The sequence below is a fragment of the Cellulomonas fimi genome, assembly GCF_028527925.1.
GTDB lineage: Bacteria > Actinomycetota > Actinomycetes > Actinomycetales > Cellulomonadaceae > Cellulomonas > Cellulomonas fimi_C.
On the sequence record NZ_JAPESW010000039.1, the window covers coordinates 12,923 to 34,343 of the forward strand.

The 21,421-nt window shown below is 73.8% G+C and carries 22 protein-coding genes and 1 riboswitch; of the genes, 10 read left to right on the plus strand and 12 right to left on the minus strand.

Annotated elements, in window-relative coordinates; genetic code table 11:
- Positions 1 to 24 precede the first annotated feature (24 nt).
- Both OMK64_RS15495 and OMK64_RS15500 read left to right on the plus strand, forming a co-directional pair.
- Positions 25 to 522 carry a GNAT family N-acetyltransferase gene (locus OMK64_RS15495; RefSeq protein ID WP_272729259.1) on the plus strand — a complete coding sequence of 166 codons (498 nt, stop codon included), beginning with the start codon at positions 25 to 27 and terminating at the stop codon, positions 520 to 522.
- A 90-nt stretch (positions 523 to 612) separates the two neighbouring features.
- Entirely contained in the window at positions 613 to 1,296 is a 684-nt protein-coding gene (locus tag OMK64_RS15500) for an aminoglycoside 3'-phosphotransferase (RefSeq protein WP_272729278.1), read from the plus strand.
- On the opposite strand, the gene OMK64_RS15505 is transcribed toward OMK64_RS15500, so the two are convergent.
- The gene (locus OMK64_RS15505) at positions 1,222 to 2,199 is read right to left on the minus strand and encodes a DMT family transporter (RefSeq protein ID WP_272729260.1); all 978 of its coding nucleotides are present in this window, start codon (positions 2,197 to 2,199) and stop codon (positions 1,222 to 1,224) included. The two genes, OMK64_RS15500 and OMK64_RS15505, sit on opposite strands and share 75 nt — an antisense overlap.
- Positions 2,200 to 2,238: 39 nt before the next feature.
- Here OMK64_RS15505 and OMK64_RS15510 point away from each other — a divergent pair, with 39 nt between their 5' ends.
- The 6 genes from OMK64_RS15510 (at position 2,239) to OMK64_RS15535 (ending at position 7,166) form a co-directional block, all read left to right on the plus strand.
- Complete coding sequence (locus OMK64_RS15510) at positions 2,239 to 2,820, plus strand: MarR family winged helix-turn-helix transcriptional regulator (RefSeq protein ID WP_272729261.1); 582 nt, start codon at positions 2,239 to 2,241, stop codon at positions 2,818 to 2,820.
- Between the two features lie 41 nt (positions 2,821 to 2,861).
- A complete protein-coding gene (locus tag OMK64_RS15515) occupies positions 2,862 to 3,242 on the plus strand; it encodes a VOC family protein (protein ID WP_272729262.1) in 381 nt (126 codons plus the stop codon).
- Positions 3,243 to 3,306: 64 nt separating this feature from the next.
- Positions 3,307 to 3,396: riboswitch (ZMP/ZTP riboswitch) on the plus strand.
- A 99-nt stretch (positions 3,397 to 3,495) separates the two neighbouring features.
- Complete coding sequence (glyA, locus tag OMK64_RS15520) at positions 3,496 to 4,785, plus strand: serine hydroxymethyltransferase (RefSeq protein WP_272729263.1); 1,290 nt, start codon at positions 3,496 to 3,498, stop codon at positions 4,783 to 4,785.
- A gap of 10 nt (positions 4,786 to 4,795) precedes the next feature.
- The gene (locus OMK64_RS15525) at positions 4,796 to 5,677 is read left to right on the plus strand and encodes a bifunctional methylenetetrahydrofolate dehydrogenase/methenyltetrahydrofolate cyclohydrolase (RefSeq protein ID WP_124343675.1); all 882 of its coding nucleotides are present in this window, start codon (positions 4,796 to 4,798) and stop codon (positions 5,675 to 5,677) included.
- 121 nt (positions 5,678 to 5,798) lie between these two features.
- Positions 5,799 to 6,284: a VOC family protein gene (locus OMK64_RS15530; protein WP_272729264.1), complete on the plus strand. Its 486-nt coding sequence runs from the start codon at positions 5,799 to 5,801 to the stop codon at positions 6,282 to 6,284.
- A gap of 69 nt (positions 6,285 to 6,353) precedes the next feature.
- Positions 6,354 to 7,166 carry an exodeoxyribonuclease III gene (locus tag OMK64_RS15535; protein ID WP_272729265.1) on the plus strand — a complete coding sequence of 271 codons (813 nt, stop codon included), beginning with the start codon at positions 6,354 to 6,356 and terminating at the stop codon, positions 7,164 to 7,166.
- A 54-nt stretch (positions 7,167 to 7,220) separates the two neighbouring features.
- Here OMK64_RS15535 and OMK64_RS15540 read toward each other — a convergent pair whose 3' ends face one another.
- Positions 7,221 to 8,552 (minus strand): MFS transporter, encoded by a 1,332-nt coding sequence (locus OMK64_RS15540; RefSeq protein ID WP_272729266.1) that lies wholly within the window; start codon positions 8,550 to 8,552, stop codon positions 7,221 to 7,223.
- A 57-nt stretch (positions 8,553 to 8,609) separates the two neighbouring features.
- Between OMK64_RS15540 and OMK64_RS15545 the strand changes: the two genes are divergently transcribed.
- Complete coding sequence (locus OMK64_RS15545; RefSeq protein ID WP_306469332.1) at positions 8,610 to 9,284, plus strand: winged helix-turn-helix domain-containing protein; 675 nt, start codon at positions 8,610 to 8,612, stop codon at positions 9,282 to 9,284.
- Here the strand turns inward: OMK64_RS15545 and OMK64_RS15550 are convergent.
- The 9 genes from OMK64_RS15550 to OMK64_RS15590 all read right to left on the minus strand — a co-directional run bounded on the left by OMK64_RS15550 (position 9,281) and on the right by OMK64_RS15590 (position 19,506).
- Positions 9,281 to 10,504: an ABC transporter permease gene (locus OMK64_RS15550; RefSeq protein WP_272729267.1), complete on the minus strand. Its 1,224-nt coding sequence runs from the start codon at positions 10,502 to 10,504 to the stop codon at positions 9,281 to 9,283. The two genes, OMK64_RS15545 and OMK64_RS15550, sit on opposite strands and share 4 nt — an antisense overlap.
- Complete coding sequence (locus tag OMK64_RS15555; RefSeq protein WP_272729268.1) at positions 10,501 to 11,313, minus strand: ABC transporter ATP-binding protein; 813 nt, start codon at positions 11,311 to 11,313, stop codon at positions 10,501 to 10,503. The genes OMK64_RS15550 and OMK64_RS15555 overlap by 4 nt, the downstream gene beginning before the upstream one ends.
- On the minus strand, positions 11,310 to 12,341 hold the full coding sequence (locus OMK64_RS15560; protein ID WP_272729269.1) for a permuted SH3 domain-containing protein: 1,032 nt from the start codon (positions 12,339 to 12,341) through the stop codon (positions 11,310 to 11,312). The genes OMK64_RS15555 and OMK64_RS15560 overlap by 4 nt, the downstream gene beginning before the upstream one ends.
- A gap of 360 nt (positions 12,342 to 12,701) precedes the next feature.
- On the minus strand, positions 12,702 to 13,928 hold the full coding sequence (gene galK, locus OMK64_RS15565) for a galactokinase (protein ID WP_272729270.1): 1,227 nt from the start codon (positions 13,926 to 13,928) through the stop codon (positions 12,702 to 12,704).
- Positions 13,925 to 15,112: a galactose-1-phosphate uridylyltransferase gene (galT, locus tag OMK64_RS15570; protein WP_272729271.1), complete on the minus strand. Its 1,188-nt coding sequence runs from the start codon at positions 15,110 to 15,112 to the stop codon at positions 13,925 to 13,927. Before galT ends, galK begins: the two co-directional genes overlap by 4 nt.
- 33 nt (positions 15,113 to 15,145) lie before the next feature.
- Complete coding sequence (locus tag OMK64_RS15575; protein ID WP_272729272.1) at positions 15,146 to 16,051, minus strand: DeoR/GlpR family DNA-binding transcription regulator; 906 nt, start codon at positions 16,049 to 16,051, stop codon at positions 15,146 to 15,148.
- A gap of 355 nt (positions 16,052 to 16,406) precedes the next feature.
- Positions 16,407 to 17,561 (minus strand): Mrp/NBP35 family ATP-binding protein, encoded by a 1,155-nt coding sequence (locus tag OMK64_RS15580; RefSeq protein ID WP_272729273.1) that lies wholly within the window; start codon positions 17,559 to 17,561, stop codon positions 16,407 to 16,409.
- A gap of 93 nt (positions 17,562 to 17,654) precedes the next feature.
- Complete coding sequence (locus OMK64_RS15585) at positions 17,655 to 18,194, minus strand: DUF1003 domain-containing protein (RefSeq protein ID WP_272729274.1); 540 nt, start codon at positions 18,192 to 18,194, stop codon at positions 17,655 to 17,657.
- A complete protein-coding gene (locus tag OMK64_RS15590; RefSeq protein WP_272729275.1) occupies positions 18,187 to 19,506 on the minus strand; it encodes a magnesium transporter MgtE N-terminal domain-containing protein in 1,320 nt (439 codons plus the stop codon). Before OMK64_RS15590 ends, OMK64_RS15585 begins: the two co-directional genes overlap by 8 nt.
- A gap of 72 nt (positions 19,507 to 19,578) precedes the next feature.
- On the opposite strand from OMK64_RS15590, the gene OMK64_RS15595 reads away from it, so the two are divergent.
- Positions 19,579 to 20,256 (plus strand): YflT domain-containing protein, encoded by a 678-nt coding sequence (locus OMK64_RS15595; RefSeq protein WP_272729276.1) that lies wholly within the window; start codon positions 19,579 to 19,581, stop codon positions 20,254 to 20,256.
- A gap of 3 nt (positions 20,257 to 20,259) precedes the next feature.
- Here OMK64_RS15595 and OMK64_RS15600 read toward each other — a convergent pair.
- A partial coding sequence (locus OMK64_RS15600) for an aminopeptidase P family protein (RefSeq protein WP_272729277.1) occupies positions 20,260 to 21,421 on the minus strand: 1,162 nt, incomplete at its 5' end.

Here is a 21,421-nt window from a genome sequence, read left to right on the forward strand (position 1 = left end):
GCGGCGTGCTGAGACGATGGCGCCATGACGCAGGCCGACCTGGACATCCGTACGGTCACCCTCGACGACGCCGGAGAGCTCCTCACGCTCCGCCGCGCCGCGTTCGTCACCGAGGCCCAGCAGTACGGCGACCCGAACATCCCGCCCCTCACGCAGACCCTCGACGAGCTCCGCGACGACCTCGGCGCGGACGGCGTCATCACGCTCGGCGCGTGGTCCGGACACCGCCTCATCGGCTCGATCCGCGTGGTCATCGAGGGCACCAAGGCGACGCTCGGCCGCTTCGCGGTCGCGCCGGACCTGCAGGGCAAGGGCGTCGGCACGCGCCTGCTCATGGCGATCCTCCCGTACCTGCCGGACGGCATCGAGGAGGTCTGGGTGTTCACCGGGCGCGACTCGCTGCACAACATCGCGCTCTACGAGAGCCAGGGCTACGAGCACCAGCACGACCAGACCGCGGGCGACCTGACGTACGCGTACCTGCGCAAGATGCTCGGGGACGACGACCGCGCCGAGGCCTGACGCGTGACGTCGGGTCGGCTCCCGATCGCGGGTGCCGAGCTCGCCGGGCGTCCCGTCGACCCCGCGATCGTGCCGCACGTCGTGCAGGGCATGGGCGGGGTGCGCGAGGTGGTCTGGCGCAACGAGCTCGGCGGCCTGACGTTCCTGCTCGACGATCCCGAGCGGTTCGTCAAGTGGGTGCCGGCGGGTGTGCCGCTCGACCTCGAGGCGGAGGTCGCGCGTCTGCGCTGGGCGGCGCCGCTGACGCCGGTGCCGACGGTGCTGGAGGCCGGGTCCGACGACGAGGGGTCGTGGCTGGTCACGCACCCGCTGGCCGGTCGCAGCGCGGTCGACCCGCGGTGGGTCGCCGAGCCGCTGACCGCGGTCCGCGCGATCGGTGCCGGTCTGCGGGCGCTGCACGACATGCTGCCGGTCGAGGACTGCCCGTTCGACTGGGGTGTCGACGCGCGGATCGCGGCGGCCGACGCCCGCGAGGGCGGCCCGTCGGCGGAACGCACCGCGCTCGGACCGCCGCCGCCGGTCGACCGGCTCGTCGTGTGCCACGGCGACGCGTGCGCGCCCAACACGCTGCTCGCCGACGACGGGACGTGGCTGGCCCACGTCGACCTCGGGGCGCTGGGCGTCGCCGACCGCTGGGCCGACCTCGCCGTCGCGACCTACAGCACGATCTGGAACTACGGCCCCGGGTACGAGGAGCCGCTACTGGACGCCTACGGGATCGCGCCGGACCCCGAGCGGACCGCCTTCTACCGCGGGCTCTGGGACGCCACCTGACGCCGGGTCGGCGGCGGGGGCGCCGCCTCTCGACCGGCGGGCGCGGAGCAGGCGGTCGACGGCCGGTTGACCCAGCACGACCCCGGCGAGCACGACGACGATCCCGGTGACCTGCAGCGGGCCCAGGTGCTCGCCCGCGACGAGGACGCCGACGAGCACCCCCGCGACCGGGTTGAGCAGCCCGACGAGCCCGACCGTCCCGGCCGGCAGCCGTCGGAGCCCGCTGAACCACGCGAGGTAGGCGACGGCCGTGGCGACGAGCGAGACGTACGCGAAGCCGGCGACCGCACGCCCGTCGAGCGCCGGGGGAGCGCCTTCGACGGCGACCGCGAACGGCACGAGCACGAGCCCGCCCGCGATGAGCTGCCACGCGGTCGACGAGACGACGTCGACGCCGTCGGCCCACCGCGTCGCGAGGACGAAGCCGACGCTGGACATGAGCATCGCCGCGACGGAGGCGGCGACGCCGAGCGGACGGATCTCCCCGCCGCCGGTGAGCAGCATCGCGGCGACACCGATGACCCCCAGCCCGGCACCGGCCAGCGCGAGCACGCGCGGCTTCTGCGCGAGCAGCGCCCACGCGACGAGCATCATCACGACGGGCGCCGTCGCCATGACGGTCGAGGCCACGGACGACGGCAGGAGCTGTGCTGCCACGTAGATGAGGGCGAAGAACGCGCCCATCGAGAGCGTGCCGAGCACGAGCGACCGCCACCACCACGAGCCGCGGGGGAGGCGTCGGACGACGAGGAGCAGGACGAGGCCTGCGGGGAGCGCGCGCAGCACGGCGCCCCAGAGCGGGGCGTCGGCGGGCAGCGCGTGCTTGGTCACGTAGTAGGTGGTGCCCCACGTGAGCGGCGCGACGGCCGTGATCAGCGACCAGCGGAGCGATTTCTCTTCCACGGAAGACAACATACCTTCCATGGAAGATAAGATCGACCCATGACCGACGTGGATCCGACGCCCCGCACCGCCGCGCGCGTCGCGCGCTCGTCGTCGACCGGCCCGGACGGCGGCCCGGACCGCCTCGACCGCCTCGACCTGATCCAGGCCGCGTGGCGGCACGAGCGCCCCGACCTCGACGTCCGGCCGCAGGGCGTCATCGGCCGCCTGAGCCGCGTCGCCAACCACGTCACCGACGAGCTCGTCGCCGTCTACCGGAAGCACGGGCTGGGGGAGGGCGACTTCGACGTCCTCGCCACCCTCCGGCGTGCCGGTGCGCCGTACGAGCGCACGCCTGGCGACCTGTGCGCCAACACCCTCGTCACGAGCGGCGCCATGACCAAGCGTGTCGACCGGCTGGAGGCCGCCGGCCTGGTGACGCGCCGGGTCTCGGAGCGCGACGCGCGCGAGCGTGTCATCGCGCTCACCCCGCGCGGGATCGAGGTCATCGACGCCGCGTTCACCGACCACATGACCAACGAGCGCCGCCTCCTCGACGCGCTCGACCCGGCCGACGTCGAGCAGCTCGAGCACCTCCTGCGCCGCTGGCTCGCCGTCTTCGAGCCCCCGGACGGCTCGTAGCCGGACCCACCCGCGGCGTCCCGCGGCCCTACGCTCGCCGGATGATCCGGTTGCGCGACGTCACGTTCCTCGTCCACGACCACGACGAGGCGCTGACGTTCTTCGTCGACGCCCTCGGGCTCACGGTCCGCCAGGACGAGACGTTCCCCGACGGGTGGCGGCGCGTCGTCGTCGGACCTCCCGACGGTGGCACCGGGCTCGTGCTGGCTCTCGCCGGTGACGGCGCCCCTGTCGGGCGGCAGGCGGGCGGCGACGTCGCGTTCTTCCTGGAGACGGACGACTTCGCCGACCAGCACGCGCGGATGACCCGGCACGGGGTGCGGTTCCGCGAGGAGCCCCGCCACGAGACCTATGGCACCGTCGCGGTGTTCGAGGACCTGTACGGCGGTGCGTGGGACCTCATCGAGCCGCCTGCTCGCTGACGACGGTCGACGCCCCGACGGTGCGTGGATACCTCTGACGACCCGAGCGTCGGTGTTGCTAGGCTCTGCTGGTCGCGACTGGCGCAGCGGGTGGGTCACCACCGGGGAGCGACGAGCAGCAGCAGACTTCGGGTCGGACGCCTGGGCCCACGGTCACCACACCAGCGAGAGTGTGTGCGTGCCCGCCCGCGTGCCGGTACCACCTCTCCCGTCACGAGAAGATCCGTCCGCTGATGCCCCAGGGAGTCGCCCGATGAGCGCCGACAAGACCCCGATCCTCGATCAGAACATCTCCGAGCTCGACCCGGAGATCGCCGCCGTCCTCGACGGTGAGCTCGCCCGCCAGCAGGGCACGCTCGAGATGATCGCCTCCGAGAACTTCGTGCCGCGCGCGGTCCTGCAGGCGCAGGGCTCCGTGCTCACCAACAAGTACGCCGAGGGCTACCCGGGCCGCCGCTACTACGGCGGCTGCGAGCAGGTCGACATCGCGGAGAACATCGCGATCGACCGCGCGAAGGCCCTGTTCGGTGCCGAGCACGCGAACGTCCAGCCGCACTCGGGCGCCACCGCCAACGCCGCCGTGCTGCACGCGCTCATCAACGCGGGCGACAAGATCCTCGGCCTCGAGCTGGCGCACGGCGGCCACCTCACGCACGGCATGAAGATCAACTTCTCCGGCAAGCTCTACGACGTCGCCGCGTACGGCGTGGACCCGCAGACGTTCCGCATCGAGCCCGAGGCGATCCGCGCGGCCGCGCTCGAGCACCGCCCCGACGTCATCATCGGCGGCTGGTCGGCCTACCCCCGCCACCTCGACTTCGCCGCGATGCGCGAGATCGCCGACGAGGTGGGCGCGAAGCTCTGGGTCGACATGGCGCACTTCGCGGGTCTCGTCGCCGCGGGCCTGCACCCGTCGCCGGTGCCGCACGCGGACGTCGTCTCCTCGACGGTGCACAAGACGATCGGCGGCCCCCGCTCGGGCTTCATCCTGAGCCGCGAGGAGTACGCCAAGAAGATCGACTCCGCGGTGTTCCCGGGCCAGCAGGGCGGCCCGCTCATGCACGTCATCGCCGCCAAGGCCGTGTCGTTCAAGGTCGCCGGCACCGAGGACTTCAAGGACCGCCAGCAGCGGACCATCGACGGTGCGCGCATCATCGCGGACCGCCTCACCGCGACCGACGTCTCGAACGCGGGCGTCTCGGTCCTCACGGGCGGCACCGACGTGCACCTCGTGCTCGTCGACCTGCGGCACTCGGACCTCGACGGCCAGCAGGCCGAGGACCTCCTGCACGCCGCGGGCATCACCGTGAACCGCAACGCGGTGCCGTTCGACCCGCGTCCCCCGCGCGTCACCTCCGGTCTGCGCATCGGCACGCCCGCGCTCGCGACCCGCGGCTTCGGCGACGCCGAGTTCACCGAGGTCGCCGACATCATCGCGACCGCGCTCGTCGGCGGTGCGTCGACCGACGTCGAGGCGCTGCGGGCCCGTGTGGCGAAGCTGGCCGAGGCGTTCCCGCTGTACTCCGGCCTCCAGCAGTACTGAGGCGGCGCACATGACGGCACAGATCCTCGACGGCAAGGCCACGGCGGCGCGCATCAAGGGCGAGCTCGCGGAGCGCGTCGCCGCCCTCGCGACCCGTGGTATCCGCCCGGGCCTCGGGACGCTGCTCGTCGGCGACGACCCCGGCTCGCGCTGGTACGTCGAGGGCAAGCACCGTGACTGCGCCGAGGTCGGCATCGCGTCGATCCGGGAGGATCTCCCGGCAGACGCGACGCAGGAGGACATCGAGGCGGCGGTCCGTCGGCTCAACGAGGACCCGGAGTGCACCGGGTTCATCGTGCAGCTGCCGCTGCCGCGCGGGATCGACACCAACCGCGTGCTCGAGCTCATCGACCCCGACAAGGACGCCGACGGCCTGCACCCGACGAACCTGGGGCGGCTGGTCCTGCGCGTCAACGAGCCCGTCACGAGCCCGCTGCCGTGCACCCCGCGCGGCATCGTCGACCTGCTGCTGCGGCACGACGTCGACCTGCGGGGCGCGGACGTGGTCGTCGTCGGGCGAGGCGTGACCGTCGGCCGGTCGATCGGGCTGCTGCTCACCCGGCGGGAGATCAACGCGACCGTCACGCTCACGCACACGGGCACCGAGGACCTCGCGGAGCACACCCGCAACGCCGACGTGATCGTCGCCGCGGCGGGCGTGCCGGGGATCATCACGGCCGACATCGTCAAGCCGGGCGCCGTCGTCATCGACGTCGGCGTCTCCCGCGCGACCGACCCGGAGACCGGCAAGAGCCGCGTCGTCGGCGACGTCGACCCCGGCGTCCACGAGATCGCGTCGTGGGTGTCGCCCAACCCGGGCGGCGTCGGGCCCATGACGCGCGCGATGCTGCTGAGCAACGTCGTCGACACCGCGGAGCGGCTCGCGGGCTGATCCGCCCGCCCGGTCCGACACCGGCCCCGGTACCCCGATGAGTGCGGGTACCGGGGCCGGTCTGTCGGGAGGAGAGTGGTCGACGACGAGATCGACCCGCCGCATCCCGGGAGGACCCACCATGGGCATCGTCCAGCCGCACCTCTGGTACCACGACAACGCCGTCGAGGCCGCGGAGTTCTACGTCTCGATCTTCCCGAACTCGAAGATCACGAACGTCGTCCACGCGCCCGCCGACATGCCGGACGTCAAGAAGGGCGACCCGTTCCTCGTCGAGTTCGTGCTGGACGGCATGCCGGTCACGGCCATCGCCGCCGGCGCCTCGCTCACGCTCAACGCCGCGTTCTCGTTCCTCGTCGACGTCGACGACCAGGAGACCCTCGACCAGTACTGGGACGCGCTCCTCGAGGGCGGCGGCGAGGAGGTCGCGTGCGGCTGGCTCACCGACCGCTACGGCCTGTCGTGGCAGGTCGTCCCGCGTCAGCTCGCGATGTGGACCATGTCGCCCGATGCCGACCCCGAAGGTGCCGCACGCGCGACGCAGGTGATGCTCACGCAGAAGAAGCTCGACATCGCCGCGCTGGAGGCCGCCTACCGCGGCGAGTGACCACCGCGTCGTCGACGGGCCCGGCGGGAGGGCGTCGGGCCTGTCGGCGGCGTGGGGTTGGATGGTGCGGTGCTCACGATCGCCACCGTCAACGTCAACGGCATCCGCGCGGCCTACAAGCGCGGCATGGGGGAGTGGCTCGAGGCGCGCAAGCCCGACGTCCTGCTGCTGCAGGAGGTCCGCGCGTCCGACGAGATCCTCGCCGACCACCTGTCCGCCGACGAGTGGCACCTCGCGCACGAGGCGTCTGAGACGAAGGGCCGCGCCGGCGTCGCGATCGCGTCGCGCCTGCCGATGGACGCGGTGCGGATCGGGCTGAAGACCGGGGTCACGGGCGACACCGGGCGGTGGGTCGAGGCCGATCTCGCGGTCCCGTCGCACGACGGTGCTCCCGCGCGCAAGGTCACCGTCGTCTCGACGTACATCCACTCGGGCACGCTCGGGACCCCGTCGATGGACGAGAAGTACGCCTTCCTCGACCACGTCACCGCGCGGCTCGGGGACCTCTCGCGGGACGGCGGGTACGCGGTCGTGGCGGGCGACCTCAACATCGCGCACCGCGAGGCGGACATCAAGAACTGGAAGGGCAACCTCAAGGCCGCGGGCTTCCTGCCGCGGGAGCGTGCCTACCTGGACCGCTGGTTCGACGACCTGTCGTGGCACGACCTGGGCCGCGAGCTCGGCGGCGAGGGGCCCGGCCCGTTCACGTGGTGGTCCTGGCGGGGCAAGGCGTTCGACAACGACGCGGGCTGGCGGATCGACTACCAGCTCGCGACGCCCGACCTGGCCGACGCCGCCGTGAGTGCGACCGTCGACCGGGCGCCGACCTACGCCGAGCGGTTCTCCGACCACGCGCCGCTGGTCGTCGAGTACGACCTCTGAGGGCCCCGTCGTCGCCGACGGCCGGTGCGGTGCCCCGAGAGCCGCCGAGCGGCCTCACGCCGTCGGCGTCGTCGCGTCCTCGTCGGTCGGCGCCTGGCCCGTCGGGGCGTCGTCGGGGCGCGGCAGGTCACGCATGCGCAGCAGCGGCGAGAACACGACGGGGATCGTCGACAGCAGCGCGCCGCCCGCGCACACCCACAGGGTCGGCACGACGCCGATCTGCGTGCCGAGCCACCCGCCCAGGATGCCGCCGAGCGGCATGGTGCCCCAGACGAAGAACCGCACGGACGCGTTCATGCGCCCGAGCAGCGCGGGCGGGCACAGCCGCTGGCGGAAGGACACCTGCGCGACGTTGTAGACGACGACCGAGAAGCTGAACAGGAAGCCCCCGGCGATGAGCATGACCTGCGCGGGCAGGTCGACGACGACGGCGAGCGGCGGCAGCGCGGCGGCGGGGACGAACAGCAGGGCGGACAGGGGGATGATCCGCCCCTCGCCGACCAGCCGCGCCAGCCGATCCGCGGCCACGGCACCGACCAGCCCGCCGATCGCCCCGGCGGACATCACGGTGCCGAACGCGGCGGTGTCCAGGCCGAGGACGCGCAGCGCGTAGATCGCGCTGAGGGCGCCGGCGGCCGTGCCGAAGAGGTTGCCGATGCCGGTGCACGCGACGATGCGGCGCAGCAGCGGCTGGTGCACGACGAACCGCACGCCCTCGGCGATCTCGACCCGCAAGGGCCGACGGGTCTCGGGCGCGGGCGGCTGCTCGCGGTGCCGGATGCGCCCGACGGCGAGCGCGGACACGAGGTAGGTGACGACGTTGACGGCCATGAGGACGGGCGCGGCGACGACGCGCAGGAGCGCGCCGGCGATGGCGGGTGCGACGACCATCGCGACGGACTGCGTCGACTGGAGCTTGGAGTTGCCCTCGACGATGTGGTCGAGCCCGACCAGCCACGGCACGTAGCTCTGGTGGGCGACGTCGAAGAACGTGCTGCACACGCTGATGACGAGCGCGGCCCCGATGAGCAGCGGCATCGAGGCGTGGCCGGTGAGCGCGGTGACGACGACGACGCCGAGCACGAGCGCCCGGACGAGGTCGGCGTTGATGAGCACGTTGCGCTTGCGCATCCGGTCGACCCACGCGCCGGCGGGCAGACCGATGACGAGGAACGCGAGCGTCTCGGCGGCGCTGAGGACGCCCATCTCCCACTCGGTCGCGGCGAGCGTGTCGACCGCGAGGACGGGGAGCGCGATGACCGTGAGCTGCGTGCCGAGCTGACCGAGCGCGTCACCCGTCCACAGCCGGCGGAAGTCGGCGTGGTGGATGAGGGACCGTCGCGGGGCGGTCTCGGCCGTCGCCGGGGCGGGGGAGGGGGTCGTCACGGACCCAGGGTGGCGCGAGTGATTGGGAAAAGTCAATCAGTGTGCGAGAGTGGTGGCATGAGCACGCGCGACGGGTCCTCGACCGCACGCTCGCGCGTCGCGGACGCGCCCGCCACGGTCGACGCGGGCGCCCTCGCCCACGAGGTGCAGGGCGGGTCGCTGCCGCCCGAGCCGCCCGGCCTCACGGTCGACCCCGACGCCGACGCCCGCGCGCTCGCCAGTACGCTGCGCCTGCGGATCCTGCGCCTGTGCCTCGACGAACCGCGCACCAACCGGGAGATCGCGACGGCCCTGGACCGCAACCCCGCCACCGTGCTCCACCACGTCCGCACGCTCGTCGACCGCGGCTTCCTCGTCGCCCAGCCGGTCCGCCGCGGCACCCGGGGGTCGCGCGAGGTCCCCTACCGGGCGACCGGCCGGACATGGCAGCTGCGCGACCAGGCCGGTATGGGCCGCACGCTGCTGAACGCGTTCTTCGAGGAGGTCGCGCTCGTCGACCCGGAGACCGTCAACCTGACGCGCCTCGGGCTGCGGCTCGACGCCGACGGGTACGCCGAGCTCACCGCCCGGCTCGGGGAGCTCGCCGACGAGTTCGCCGCGCGTCCCGCGACCCCGGGCGGCACGGCGTACTCGCTGTTCGTCGCGGTCCACGAGGACGTCACGCGCGACGCCGGCGGGCGGCCGCCCCGGGACGAGGACAGCCGCCCGCCGGCCGCGCGTGAGGGCGCCTAGTAGCGGATCGCGTCGATCACCTTCACGCGCACCGCGAAGAGCGCGGGCACCAGGCCGGCGAGCGCCCCGACGAACGTCGCCGCCGCCATGCCGACCGCGGCAGCGGAGAACGGGAACGGCGGCATGTCCTGGATGCCGCCGCCGAACACGCGGTCGACGGGGATGTTCTTGACGATCGCGACGGCCAGCACGACGCCCACCAGCCCGGCGACGACGGTCGCGACGACCGACTCGAGCATCACGCCGAAGAACACACGGCTCGACGTCGCGCCGAACGACCGGCGGATGCCGATCTCGCGGATGCGGTGCCGCACGGTGACGAGCGCGATGTTCACCAGACCGAGCCCGCCGAGCAGCAGCGCGAAGCCGCCGACGCCGATCCCGACCCACTTCGTGGCGCCGTCGATCATGCTCGGGTCCCAGTCGTTGTCGCTCGACCACACGTCGAAGCCGGGAACGGCCGCCTGCACGTCGCGGGTGATCTGCTTCTGGAGCGCGCGGTGCTCCTCGCGCGGCACCCAGGCCATGAGCTCGGGCAGCGGCTGCCACGGCCCCATGCTCGCGGCGGCGTCGTCACCGGCACCGGTGAGCCACCGCTCGTACTGGCCGTAGAGCACGAACGCGCTCGGCATGGCGTCCGGGTAGGGGTCGGCGGTCACGCCGACGATCGACGCGAGCACGGGGTGGTCACCGCCGACCTCGACGGTCGGGTGCGACGACAGGTCGGCGTGGCCGAGGGTCCGCAGGAACGTCTCGTTGACGACGAGCGCGGGCGCGTAGGCGCCCTCGTCGGCATCGGTGAACCAGCGGCCCTCGTCGGGCACGAGCCGCATGAGGGTGCCGTACTCCGCGTCGACCGCCTGGAGCTCGATCGGCTGCGTGCCGTCGGGGAACCGCGCCTCGACGTTCGTGTAGAAGCGGCGGCTCGCGTGCTCGATCCCGTACCGCTCGAGCGTCTCGCGGTACGTCGCGTCGAGCCGGGCGGTGTCCGCCTGCGCGCTCTCGGTCCGCGGGCTCGCGCTGAACGTGATCGTGACGGAGCGGCCCGTCTGGCGCTCCTGCTGCTCGCTGAAGGACTGGCTCAGCATCGAGACGACGGCGGTGACGCCCGTGATCGCGGTGACGGCGCACGCGACCCCGATGAGCGCGAGCAGCACGCGCAGCTTGTGGATGCGCAGCTCGTCCCACGCCTCGACGAGCGCGCCGACGATCCCGGTCATGCGTGGACTCCCTGCACGTCGTCGTCGGTGCTCGTGGAGGTGCCGGGCAGGAGGCGTCGTTCGACGGCGCCCCCGCGGTCGGCGACCTGCGTCGGCACGTCGCCGACCCAGTGCGAGCCGGTGTCGAGCGTGATCGGCACGAGCACGCCCTCGGCCAGCCGGTACTGCCGCTCGGCGCGCGCCGCGACGGCGAGGTCGTGGGTGATCGTGACGAGCGCGGCGCCCGTCTGCGAGGCGATGTCGTCGAGCAGGTCCATCACCTCGCCACCCGTCTCGACGTCCAGGGCGCCGGTCGGCTCGTCGGCGAGGATGACGCGCGGCCCCCGCACGAGGGCGCGGGCGATCGCGACGCGCTGCTGCTCACCGCCCGAGAGCTTCTCCGGCATGGTGTCGAGCCGGTCGCCGAGGCCGACACGGTCGAGCATCTCGGCGGCCAGGCGCGTGCGACCCCAGAACTGCTTGCCGCGCGCGTACAGCAGCGGGGCCGTGACGTTCTCGAGCGCCGTGCGGCCCGGCAGCAGGTTGAACTGCTGGAACACGAACCCGAAGTCGCGCCCGCGGCGCACGGTCCGGGTCCGGCTGGACAGACGCTGGATCGGCACGCCCTCGAGCAGGTACTCGCCCGTCGTGGGTGCGTCGAGCAGGCCCAGGATGTTGAGCAGGGTCGACTTGCCGGTGCCGGAGCGTCCGACGATCGCGACGTGCTCGCCCGCGTCGACCGCGACGGTCACGCCGCGCAGGATGTGGAGCACCCGGTCGTCCGGGAGCACGACGGACCGCGTGACGTCGGTCAGCTCGAGGAGGCTCATCCGCCGCACACCGCCGGGTCGTACTGCGCCGGGTCGTCGCAGTCGACCTCGCCGCCGGCGCCGCCGGGCACCGGGATGAACTGCAGGACCGTGTCGCCGAGCGCGAGCCCCTCGGTGATCTGGACGCGCTTGCCGTCGGTCAGCCCGAGCTTCACCGCACGCTGCTCCGGCTCCTCGCCCTCGGCCGCGACGACCCAGACGTTGCCGTTCTGCACGCTGCCCTGGACGGCGGTGACGGGGACGACGACGGCGTCCAGGGCCTCACCGTTCGTGACCTGGAGCGACGCCCCGAGGCCGGCGAACGCGGTGACGCCCGCGGGGATCGCGCACGTGAGCGCGCCGGACGTGCTGGTCGTCGCGCCGTCGTCGGGCTGCTGCCCGCCGGTGCTCGTGGGGGCCCCGATCCGCAGGCCGGTGCACTCGAACGGTGCCGGGCCGCCGTTGAGCGTGACCTGGGCGGTGGTCGGTGCGCCGATCAGGCGGTACTGCTGGTCGGGTGTCAGGGTCCCGCTCACCGAGAGCGTGCCGGGGGACACCTTGCCGACCTCGTCGCCGACCGCGACGACCTGGTCCTTGAGCGTCGGCATCGCGAGCGTCCCGGCGACGGGCGCCTTGACCACCTCGACGGTCACCTTGGGCTTGCGCTCGGTCGTCGTCTGCTCGCCCGTCACAGGGTCGGTCTTGACGATGGGGTCCTGCGGGGTCTCCTGACGGATCTCGAGCAGCGGCGTGCCCGCCTGGACGGCCGCGCCGTCGGCCACGAGCACCTTCGAGACGGTGCCCGCAAGCGTGGCGCGGACGACGACGGCGGGGTCCGCGACGACCGCGCCCTGGACGGTGACGACGTTCGTGATGGTGCCCGACTCCGCCGCGACGGTCGGCTCGGACACCGATCCGGTCGGCACGAGCGCGTCGCTCGTCGTGTCGAGGTCGGCGCCGTCGAACGCGATGCGCACGAGCGCGACGGCGATGACCGCCCACACGAGCAGTCGCAGGGCGGGGAAGATGATCCGGCGGGTGACGCCCACGGGTGGACTCCTCGCATGCAGGTGGTGGGGTGCGGAGGAACGGTACTGAGCCCGACCCGGGACGCGGATCCACTCCTGGTATGACATCCGTGTTACTCCGCGCCGAACACTACTGCGCGGCGCGTACTAGCGCCACCACCTGCGGGATCGCGTGTCTCAGACGTCCCTAGCGCCCGTGCTGGAGTGTGTGTCGGTGCCGGGACGGACCGAGACGCGCAGGGACGCGACGACTCCGCGGCGCCGCCCCGCGGAGGCGCGGCGACGACGTCGGACCGTGGGGCGACAGGGCGCACGCGTCGCGCGCGCCGGTGCCGTTCCGCCCCACCGATCTCCCGACGCGCACGGCACCGCGTCGGCCGGTCAGGCGGCCGGGCCCCCGGGGAGCGCGACGGAGAACGCGGGGGCGTGCAGACCCTCGGCCGCGAACGCCGCGTCGACCGCGGCCGCGACGGCTTGGACGGCGTCGCCCTCGACGAGCGCGATCGCCGACCCGCCGAAGCCGCCACCGGTCATGCGTGCGCCGAGCGCGCCCGCGGCCCGTGCGGCCTCGACCGCGACGTCGAGCTCGCGGCACGACACCTCGTAGTCGTCCCGCAGCGACGCGTGCGACGCGTCCATGAGCGGGCCGACGTCGCGCAGCCGGTCGGCGTCGAGCAGCGCGACGAAGTCCTGCACGCGCCCGATCTCGCGCACGACGTGCCGGACGCGGCGGACCTGCACCGCGCCGTCGTCGGACCCGTCCTCGAGCGTCGCGAGCGCGCCGTCGAGCGCGTCGCCGTCGATCTCGCGCAGCGTGCCGACACCCAGGCGTGCCGCGGCGGCCTCGCACGCCGCACGTCGGGCCGCGTACTGACCGTCGACGAGCGCGTGCTCGGCCCGCGTGTCGATCACGAGCAGCGCGAGCCCGTCGGCGGCGAGGTCGAAGGGCACGTGCCGGACGGACCCGTCGAGGCAGTCGAGCAGGAGCGCGTGCCCGTCCCGTGCGCGCAGCGACGCCGCCTGGTCCATGCCGCCGGTCGGGGCGCCCGCGATCTCGTTCTCGGCGCGCACGCACGCCGCCGCGAGACGCGCACGACCCGCGTCGTCCGGCTCGCCCGAGGGACCCGCGAGACCGAGGTCGTGCGTCGCGTCGAGGGCCACGGCGACCGCCGACTCCAGCGCGGCCGACGACGACAGGCCCGCGCCGAACGGCACGCACGAGTCGACCGCGACGTCGAACCCGCCGACCGCGCGACCCGCCTCGCGCAACGCCCAGGCGACGCCCACGACGTACGACGGCCAGCCGTCGACCGTGCCGGGCGCCACGTCGGCCAGGCGCACCTCGCGCAGCCGGCCGGCATCCTGCGCGGACACGAGCCGCACGAGGTCGTCGTCGCGGCGCCGCACGGCGACGTAGGTGCGGTGCGGCAGCGCGATCGGCAGGCACAGCCCGCCGTTGTAGTCGGTGTGCTCGCCGATGAGGTTGACCCGGCCCGGAGCCGACCAGACACCGTCCGGCTCGACGTCGAACGAGGTCACGAACAGCGTCCGCGCCCGCTGCGCACCCTCCTCGGGCGACCACGCGTCGACCCACGTCCCGGCGCTCATGCGAGGTCCTGGAGGCGCGCAGCGATGCGCTCGGGCGTCGTGTCGTTGACCCACGCGCCCAGGCCCGACTCGATGCCGGCGAGGTACTTCAGCTTGTTGGGCGCGCGCAGCACCGAGAACACCTGGAGGAACAACCGGGACACCTCGCGTCCGTCGTGCACGGGCGCCTGGTGCCAGCCCGCGATGTATGGCAGGGGGATCGCCGACTCGTCGTCGACGAAGAACAGGTCGAGCCGCCGCAGCAGCTCGAGGTAGACGTCCGCGAGGTCCGCGCGCTCGGCGTCGGTGAGCGCGGGCAGGTCCGGGACGTCGCGCCGCGGCGCGAGGTGCACCTCGACCGGCCAGCGCGCGGCGAACGGCACGTACGCGACCCAGTGCTCCGACTCCAGGACGACGCGCGTGCCTGCCCGCAGCTCGGCGTCGAGCAGGTCGCGGCCCAGCAGGCGACCCGTCGCGTCGTGGTGCGCACGAGCCTGGGTGACCATCGCGGCCGTGCGCGGAGCGAGGTACGGCAGCGCGTAGATCTGGCCGTGCGGGTGGTGCAGCGTGACGCCGATCTCCTTGCCGCGGTTCTCGAACACGAACACCTGCTCGATGCCCGGCAGCGCCCCGAGCACCTCGGTGCGGTCGGCCCACGCCTCGACGATCGTGCGCATGCGACGCGGGCCGACCGTGCGCAGCGACTGCGTCGGGTCGGACGAGAAGCACACGACCTCGCACCGCCCGGCCGCCGGGCGGACGGTCCACAGGTCCTCGCCGTCGGCCGCGGTCGGCACGTCGACGACGCCCGGCACCGCGAGCAGCGACGGGAAGCGGTTCTCGAACACCACGACGTCGTAGTCCGTGTCCGGGATCTCGCCGTCCTGGTAGGCCGCACCCGGGCGCGCCGGGGCGAGCGGGTTCGCGTCGGCCGGGGGCAGGAACGTGCGGTTCATGCGGTGCGCGGCGATCGCCACCCAGTCGCCCGTGAGCGGGTCCCGCCGCAGCTCCGGCCCGGTGATCGGGTGCGCGACGCCGTGCTCGTCGACGACCGGCGCGAAGCGGTCGGGCAGCGGGCGCGGGTCGTCGAGCCGGCGCGTCGCGGCGCCCGAGACGTACGGCTCGCTGTCGTCGAAGTAGACGAGCTCGCGGCCGTCGGCCATGTGCGTGACCGTCTTGCGGACGGCGGGCGGGGTGGTGCTCACGGGCGCTCTCCGGGGTGGTGGTGGCGGGTCCGGTCAGGGGGCGACGGGTGTCGCGGTCGACGTGCGGCCGTGCGCGACGGGGGTGCGGGGACCGTCGCCGTCGCGGTCGCTGCCCGCGTCGGTGGAGGCGGCGGTTCCTGCGGTGCTCTCGGCCGTCGGGGCGAGCTGGAGGCGGGTCGCGGCACCGACGGCACGGCGGGCGTCCGCGGGCAGGCGGTCGTCGCTCAGCACGAGGTCGACCTCGTCGAGCGTGGCGATGCGTGCGAGTCCCGTGACGCCCCACTTGGTGTGGTCGGCGAGGACGGTCGTGGCCGCCGCGGCGGCGATCAGTGCACGGTTCGTCGCGGCCTCGGCGAGGTTCGGCGTCGTGAGACCGTCCGCGTCGACGCCGTGCACGCCGAGGTAGGTGCGGTCGACGCGGAGGCGCGCGAGGGCCTGGTCGGCGACGGGCCCGACGAGCGCGTCGGACGGCGTGCGGACGCCGCCCGTGAGGATGACCTCGAGCCGGTCGTCGCCGGGCGCCGCGCGGTGCAGGACGTCGGCGGCGCCGACGGCGTTCGTCACGACGGTGAGCGGCCGCAGCGTGGGGGTCGCGGCGATCAGCTCGGCGAGCAGGTGCGTCGTCGTGCCCGCGGACAGCGCGACCGACTGGCCGGGCTCGACCGTCGCCAGCGCGGCGCGCGCGATCGCCCGCTTCTCGTCCTGGGCCCACGTGCGCTTGGCCTCGAAGCCGGGCTCGTCGGTCGGGCGGCCGCCCGTGTCGGGGGCCACGGCCCCGCCGTGCACGCGACGGACCAGGCCCGCGCGCGCGAGCTCCGCGATGTCGCGCCGGACGGTCATGTCGGAGACGTCGAGGCTCGCGACGAGGTCAGCCACCCGGGCCGCGCCGTGCGCCCGGACGACCGCGAGGATGTGCTCCTGCCGCTGGCTCGCCAACACCCCGACATCATCACACACAACCGAACAACTTCAAACACCCACCGGGTGATGCCGAGGCCTGAGTGAGAGAGCCGCTTGCCGATACGGAGGCTTCGCCTCGTCGGTGCGACATCAATGTCTCGGTGCCGCGGCGAAGTCGCGTCGTGGCCGACCGGTCACCGCGGACGGCTCCGTCGGCACCGCCGGCGGGCGACCGCCGGGTCGAGCAGCAGGGCGGGGCGAGCTCGGAACGAGCGGGTGCCGATCCCTGACGGGCACTCACTGAACCGAACCCTCGGGGTCCGCACACGAGGGCGCGAGTCGGTCGACGCGCGGCCGGAACCGCCCGACGCGCGCCGGCGGTCGAGCTGCTCGGTCAGCGGGCGGACGGCGTGAGGCCCAGGGAGCGGCCCGCGAGGTTGCGGCGGCGGGACGACAGGCCGCGCGCGACCTCCCGCAGCGCCCGGGCGGCGGGGGAGTCCGGAGCGGACAGGACGACGGGCGTCCCCGCGTCGCCCGCCTCGCGGAGCGTCACGTCGAGCGGCACCTGGCCCAGCAGCGGCACGTCGCCGCCCGTCAGCCGGCCGAGGTTCTCCGCGACCCGCGCGCCGCCTCCGGACCCGAAGATCTCCAGACGTGAGCCGTCGGGCTGCTCGAGCCAGGACATGTTCTCGACGACGCCCACGACGTGCTGGCGCGTCTGCACGGCGACGGACCCGGCGCGCTCGGCGACCTCCGCGGCCGCGGCCTGCGGGGTCGTGACGACGACGATCTCCGACCCCGGCAGCAGCTGCGCGACCGAGATGGCGATGTCACCGGTCCCGGGCGGCAGGTCGAGCAGCAGGACGTCGAGGTCGCCCCAGAACACGTCGGCGAGGAACTGCTGGAGCGCGCGGTGCAGCATCGGTCCGCGCCACACGACCGGCTGGCCCGGCGGGACGAACATGCCGATCGACACGACCTTCACGTCGTGCGCGACGGGCGGCAGCAGCATGTCGTCGACCTTGGTCGGCGGCCGCGTCACGCCCAGCATGCGGGGGATCGAGAACCCGTAGATGTCCGCGTCGACGACCCCGACGCGCAGCCCGTCGGCCGCGAGCGCGACCGCGAGGTTCGCGGTGACCGACGACTTGCCCACGCCGCCCTTGCCCGACGCGATCGCGTACACCTTGGTCAGCGACGTCGGCTTGGCGAACGGGATCTCCGGCTCGGCGTCCGTGCCGCGCAGCAGCGTGCGCAGCGCCTGCCGCTGCTCGGCCGTCATCACGCCGAGCGCGACGACGACCTCCGCGACGCCCTCGACCGCCTGCACCGCCGCGGTCACGTCGCGCGTCAGGGTCTCCTTGAGCGGGCAGCCGGGCGTCGTCAGGTCGACGCCGACGCGGACGCGCGCGCCCGCGGGTGTCGCGTCGACGTCCACCGACCGGACCATGCCGAGGTCGGTGATCGGGCGGCGGATCTCGGGGTCGAGGACCGTCGCCAGCGCGCTGCGGACGGCCGCGTCCAGGGTCGTCGGGTCGGGCTGGGGCATGCCCTCATCGTAGGTGGCGCCGCGCAGGTCCCCGGGACCAGGGTCCTGCAGCCCGGGTCCGACGCCGGGCGACCGTGCGACAACTCCGCGCGGTCAGGCGGGCCGGTCCGCCCGGTCCTCGCCGGCCCGTTCCTGCTCGGCGCGCTCGCGCTCGGCCTCGCGCTCCTCGGCGAGCTCCTCGAGCAGGTTGCGCAGCTCGGACCGGACGAAGTCGCGCGTCGCGACCTCGGACAGCGCGATGCGCAGCGCCGCCATCTCCCGCGCGAGGAACTCGGTGTCCGCGAGGTTCCGCTCGGCGCGCTGCCGGTCCTGCTCGAACTGCACACGGTCCCGGTCCGTCTGCCGGTTCTGGGCGAGCAGGATCAGGGGCGCGGCGTACGACGCCTGGAGCGACAGCACCAGGGTGAGCGCGGTGAAGCCCAGGTCGGCGGAGTCGAACTGGAGCTTGTCCGGTGCGAGGGTGTTCCAGCCGATCCAGACGACGCAGAACACCGTCAGCCAGATGATGAACCGCGGCGTGCCGAGGAACCGCGCGATCGACTCCGACCACTGCCCCTGACGCTCGGAGTCGACGCGCGGGCGCGGCAGGAGCACCCGCCGCGTCTCGCGCGGCTGGTCGAGCCGCTCAGCCACGACCGCCCCCGAGGCGTCCCGCCGCGGGCGTCTCCGGCGTCGCGGGGACGATCACGCGCGGCTCCTCGTCGGTCTCGCGCCAGTCCTCCGGGAGCAGGTGGTCGAGCACGTCGTCGACGGACACCGCGCCGAGCAGGCGCTTCTCCTCGTCGACGACGGGCAGCGCGAGCAGGTTGTACGTCGCGAGCTGGCGCGTGACCGACATCAGCGGGGCGTCCGCCGGGATCGCCTCGACGTCGGTGTCGACGATCGAGCCGATCGCCTCGTGCGGCGGCTCGCGCAGCATCCGCTGCAGGTGCACGACGCCGATGAACCGGCCCGTGGGCGTCTCCAGCGGCGGTCGCGCGACGAACACCATCGACGCGAGCGCGGGCGCGAGGTCCTGCCGACGCACGTGCGCGAGCGCCGCGGCGATCGACGTCTCCGGTCCGAGGATGACCGGCTCGGTCGTCATCAGACCACCCGCGGTGTTGTCCTCGTACGCGAGCAGACGTCGGACGTCCTTCGCCTCCTCGGGCTCCATGAGCTCGAGGAGCTCGGCGGCCTGCTCGTCGGGCAGCTCGCCCAGCAGGTCGGCGGCGTCGTCGGGCTGCATCGCCTCGAGGACGTCGGCGGCCCGGGTCAGCTCGAGGCCCTGGATGATCGCGACCTGGTCGTCCTCCGGCAGCTCCTCGAGCACGTCGGCGAGGCGCTCGTTGTTCAGCGCGACGGCCACCTCGAGGCGGCGGGTCGTGCCCAGGTCGTGCAGCACGTCGGCCAGGTCGGCGGCCTTGAGGTCCTCGTACTGCGCGAGCAGCAGCTCGGCTCCCTGCGCGGTCGTCGACGTGCGACCCAGCGCGATGACGCCCTCGACCGGCACGAGCAGCGTCTCGCCGCGGCGCCGCAGCAGACCCGTCTTGCCCGCGGGCCGGCGCCGCACGAACACCTTGGTGACGAGCCAGTCGCCGCCGCGCTGCAGCTCGATCGCGACGTCCTCGACGGTCGCCTGGCCCGAGCCGTCGGCGAGGTCGACCGTGCGGTCCAGCAGCTCGCCGACGACGAGCGTCTCGGTCGCGCGCTGCTCGAACCGGCGCATGTTCACCAGGCCGGTGGAGATGACCTGCCCGGCGTCGATCGCGGTGACGCGCGTGAGCGGCAGGAACACGCGGCGGCGGCCCGCGACCTCGACGACCAGGCCGACCGCGCGCGGGGCGCCCTTGGGGCGGACGAGCACGACGACGTCGCGCACCCGCCCGACCTCGTCACCGAGCGGGTCGAAGACGGTGGTGCCGGCGAGGCGCGCGACGAAGACCCTGGTCCCGACGCTGCTCACGGCGGCAAGCCTAACCGGGCGGGACCGCATCGGCTGGTGGCATCCGTGCGCGCCGTGGGGGAGGATCGCGGCATGTCGTTCTCGGGTCCGCGCGTCCCCCGCACCCCCACGCCGCCGCAGGGCGAGACGGTCGCGTCGTACGCGACCTACCTGGAGGCGCAGCGCGCCGTGGACCACCTGGCCGACAAGGCGTTCGCGGTGCAGCTCGTGACGATCGTGGGCACCGACCTGCGCATGGTCGAGCGCGTCACGGGACGGCTGTCCTACCCGCGCGTCGCGCTCGGCGGCTTCGTGTCGGGTGCGTGGTTCGGCCTGTTCGTCGGCCTCCTGCTGTCGCTGTTCAGCCCTCCGGGGTCGAGCAGCCCGTTCATCCCCGCGATCCTCATCGGCGGCGCGTTCGGCCTGCTGTTCTCCGTCATCACGTACTCGTTCTCGCGCGGGCGCCGTGACTTCACGTCGTCGAGCCAGATCGTCGCGTCGTCGTACGCGGTGCTGTGCCAGACGGAGCAGGCGCACAAGGCCCGCGAGCTGCTGCGCGAGGTCGGCGGCGTGCAGTCCGGCTGGCCCGCGCGCCCGGCGGCCACCCCGCCGACCCCGGTGTCCGACCCGGCCGCGTCCTACCCGCCGCCGGCGCCGTCGACGACCCCGCCCGTCGCGTCGCCCAGCGTGCCGCCCGTCGCGCCGCCCGCACCGCAGCCGCCGGACCCGCAGCCGCCGACGCCCCCCGCGGGCGACGCCGACGGCCGCTGAGCGTCAGCGCCCGAGCAGGCCCTGCATCCACGCCTCGACGGCGTCGGGGTCGCGCGGCAGCGCGGCCGAGAGGTTCTCGTTGCCGTCGGCCGTGACGAGCACGTCGTCCTCGATCCGCACGCCGATGCCGCGGTACTCCTCGGGCACCAGCAGGTCGTCGGACTTGAAGTACAGGCCGGGCTCGATCGTGAACACCATGCCGGGCTGCAGCTCCGCGTCCAGGTAGAGCTCGGCGCGGGCCTGCGCGCAGTCGTGCACGTCGAGGCCCAGGTGGTGGCTCGTCCCGTGCACCATCCACCGCCGGTGGTGCTGGTTCTCGGGCTGGAGGGAGTCCTCCGCGGAGACGGGCAGCAGGCCCCACTCCTCGAGCCGTGCGGCGATGACGCGCATCGCGGCGTCGTGCACGTCGCGGAACTTGGTGCCGGGCTTCGCGACCGCGAACGCGGCGTCGGCGGCGTCCAGCACCGCCTGGTAGACGCGGCGCTGGACCTCCGTGAAGGTGCCGTCGACGGGCAGCGTGCGCGTGACGTCGGCGGTGTAGAGCGAGTCGACCTCGACGCCCGCGTCGACGAGCACGAGGTCGCCCGCACGCACCGGGCCGTCGTTGTCGATCCAGTGCAGCGTCGTCGCGTGCTCACCCGCGGCCGCGATCGTCTCGTACCCGACGGCGTTGCCCTCCTGGCGGGCGTGCCCCACGAACGTGCCCTCGATGACGCGCTCGCCGCGGCGGTGCTGCTGCGCGGCGGGCAGCGCGCGCACGATCTTCTCGAAGCCCTCGATCGTCGTGTCGACCGCGAGGCGCATCTGCTCCACCTCGTAGGCGTCCTTGAGCAGCCGCAGCTCGGACAGCGCCTCGGCGAGCTTCTCGTCGCGCTCACCGGCGGCCTCGGTCGCCCGGATCTCCTCGACGACGTCCTCGACCGCCTCGTCGACGTCCGGCACGACGAGCACCTGGACGCCGTCGGCGCCCGCGTCCTTCGCGAGCGCGTCGCGCAGGTCGTCGAGGTGCGCGGTGCGGATGCCGGTCTCGGTCTCGACGTCCTCGAGCGTCGGCCGCGCGCCGACCCAGAACTCGCCGTAGCGGGAGTCGGAGAAGAACTCCGCGGTGTCGCGGCCCGCCAGCGGGCGCAGGTAGAGCACCGCGCGGTGACCGGACCCGCCGTCG